The 2,320-nt window shown below is 62.6% G+C and carries 4 protein-coding genes; 1 reads left to right on the forward strand and 3 read right to left on the reverse strand.

Annotated elements, in window-relative coordinates; genetic code table 11:
- Nucleotides 1–117 precede the first annotated feature (117 nt).
- Nucleotides 118–549 carry a heme-binding protein gene (locus EN969_RS27185; RefSeq protein ID WP_063169165.1) on the forward strand — a complete coding sequence of 144 codons (432 nt, stop codon included), beginning with the start codon at nucleotides 118–120 and terminating at the stop codon, nucleotides 547–549.
- A 263-nt stretch (nucleotides 550–812) separates the two neighbouring features.
- On the opposite strand, the gene EN969_RS27190 is transcribed toward EN969_RS27185, so the two are convergent.
- From EN969_RS27190 to EN969_RS27200, 3 genes are all read right to left on the reverse strand, one after another.
- Nucleotides 813–1,214, reverse strand: coding sequence for a hypothetical protein (locus EN969_RS27190; protein ID WP_013529226.1), 402 nt, complete (start codon nucleotides 1,212–1,214; stop codon nucleotides 813–815).
- A gap of 233 nt (nucleotides 1,215–1,447) precedes the next feature.
- Nucleotides 1,448–1,630: a 50S ribosomal protein L32 gene (gene rpmF / locus EN969_RS27195; protein WP_008834724.1), complete on the reverse strand. Its 183-nt coding sequence runs from the start codon at nucleotides 1,628–1,630 to the stop codon at nucleotides 1,448–1,450.
- A gap of 140 nt (nucleotides 1,631–1,770) precedes the next feature.
- Nucleotides 1,771–2,320: transglycosylase domain-containing protein (locus tag EN969_RS27200; RefSeq protein WP_127419551.1), on the reverse strand; the 550-nt coding region annotated here is incomplete at its 5' end.

A 2,320-nucleotide genomic window follows, 5' to 3' on the forward strand; every position in this document is an offset into this window, starting at 1 on the left:
GCCGGCGAAGGCTGTTTTCCATCCCGCCTTTTCACGCGAAGCAATTTCAACCGGAACCGGGATGTTATCTCACCCGCCGACGGTCGATGATCGACGCGTTTCAAACAGGAGACCGCCATGACCGCACTGCCGCTCGAAAAAGCCAGGCAAATCATCGAAACCGCCTTTGCCAAGGGCTCCGATCTCAAGCTCAAGCCGCTCGGCGTCTCGGTGCTCGACGCCGGCGGGCATCTGGTCGCCTTCCAGCGCCAGGACGGCGCCTCGTTCCTGCGTCGGCAAATGTCGGCCGGCAAGGCCTATGGTGCGCTCGCCATCGGCATGGGCTCGCGCAAAGTCGAGGCCTTCGCCAAGGAGCGCCCGCATCTCGTCGCCGGCATCTCGGACGTCTCGGGCGGGCGCGTGCTGCCGGTCGTCGGCGGCGTGCTGATCCGCGACAAGGCCGGTGCCATCATCGGCGCCGTCGGCATTTCAGGCGACACGTCGGACAATGACGAAGCCGCGGCAATCGCCGGCATCGAGGCCGCCGGTTTCACCGCCGATCCGGGGTGAGGTCGGGAACTTCGTCATCCACGGGCGGAGCAGGAGCGAGGCTCCGTCGCGCAGACCCGAGGATCCATTCCGTAACATCCGCCGTAGAGTGCAGCGGAGCAGAATTCTGGACCGCTGAAACGCTCACGTGTCGCGGCTTGGACCCTGGGGTCTGCGCCCGTCGCTACGCTCCTTGCTACGCCCTGGGATGACGACGTTAGGGGCGTTTGCGCCAACTGTCAGCGCAAGTGCCCGTCAAACTTCCGCCTTCCGCGCCGGGGGACCTAATTCAAATTGATGTCCCGGCTGGCCGACCGCATCGACACCGCGAATCCGGCCAGCACGTCGAACAGCGCGATGACCATCAGCGTGAAGAAGACGGAATGGGCCGCACCCTTCACCAGCAGGAATTCGACCAGGAAGGCCACGAAGACCAGCGTCGACAGAAGATGGTCCATGATCGAGGCGTTGGTGGTGCGCACCGACTTCGCCATTTCGAGGAACAGGAAGATCAGCCCAATCAGCACCATCAGATCGCCAAGCGTCATCGAGAACACGCCACCCGACATCATGCTGAATGAGAAGACCTCGCTTGCCCACGGATCGTCACCGCTGCCGAATATTCCCAGCAGTCCGAGATTGTAGAGCACGAAAGGCACGATCAGCAGCGGAATGGCACCGAACATCTGGCGTCTCCATGTGGGGGCAATCCTTTGTAGAATGCGCCACAGGCACGCCGTCAAGATGTTTCGATGGCAGCGTTGAACACGGTCGAAGACCGCACGCAACAACAATGTCAGCCGGTTGCCTGCAACGATTGCCGCCCACGCGTCGAGATGCGCGCTACCCCGCCCCCCAAACGCAAAAGGACCGGCCACTGGCCGGTCCTTTTGGAATTCAAACCTTTGGAAGGCTGGTCTCAGCTTTCCTTGGGCGTCAACACCTGGCGACCGCGATACATGCCGGTCTTCAGGTCGATATGGTGCGGACGGCGCATTTCGCCGGAATTCTTGTCCTCGACATAGGTCGGGGCCTTGAGGGCGTCGGCCGAGCGGCGCATGCCGCGCTTGGACGGAGAGGTTTTACGTTTCGGAACGGCCATGGATATGCTCCACTACATGGTCAAAAGCCCCGCCCGCCCTCGTGAAAGGGCCATGTCGGGGCCTAAATCTGAGAAAGTCGGGTGCCTATACACGCCCTGTGCCGTTTTGGCCAGCACTGGCGCGAATTTTTTTGGATCGGCTAGCGGAGACAACCGACATAGGCCCCCGAGCGGCCGGCTCGCCGCTCGATCAGATTGGCAAGCCGCCTCAGGCCAGGCCCGGGCTTGGCCGGATTGCGGGCGATCGGATTTGGCAAAGAGACCGCAAGCAGGGCGGCCTGCCGTCGCGACAGCTGTTTTGCCGAGACGCCGAAATGGTGCTGTGCCGCGGCCTCGATGCCGTAGATGCCCGGCCCCCACTCGGCGATGTTGAGATAGATTTCCATGATGCGCCGTTTCGACATCACCGCATCGAAATAGACGGCCAGCGGCAATTCGACCACCTTGCGCACCGAGCCCAGCGGCCGCGACCAGAGATACAGGTTCTTGACCGTCTGCATGGTGATGGTCGAGGCGCCGCGCGTCGCTTCGCCGGCCAGCGCATCGTCGACGACGCCTCTCAGCTCGCCGAGATCGACGCCACGATGAAAGCAGAACTGCCCGTCCTCCGACATGATGACGGAATTGGCCAGCACCGGCGACACGTCATCGATCGACACCCAGCGGAGGTCGTAAACGGGGAAGGTCGCC

It is taken from the genome of Mesorhizobium sp. M7A.F.Ca.CA.003.01.2.1 (assembly GCF_003998945.1).
Lineage (GTDB): Bacteria > Pseudomonadota > Alphaproteobacteria > Rhizobiales > Rhizobiaceae > Mesorhizobium > Mesorhizobium ciceri.

Bases quoted from the DNA above. Each gene is read 5' to 3' on its own strand.
- rpmF (WP_008834724.1), bottom strand. From the start codon at position 1,630: ATGGCCGTTCCGAAACGTAAAACCTCTCCGTCCAAGCGCGGCATGCGC.
- EN969_RS27185 (WP_063169165.1), top strand. From the start codon at position 118: ATGACCGCACTGCCGCTCGAAAAAGCCAGGCAAATCATCGAAACCGCC.
- EN969_RS27190 (WP_013529226.1), bottom strand. From the start codon at position 1,214: ATGTTCGGTGCCATTCCGCTGCTGATCGTGCCTTTCGTGCTCTACAAT.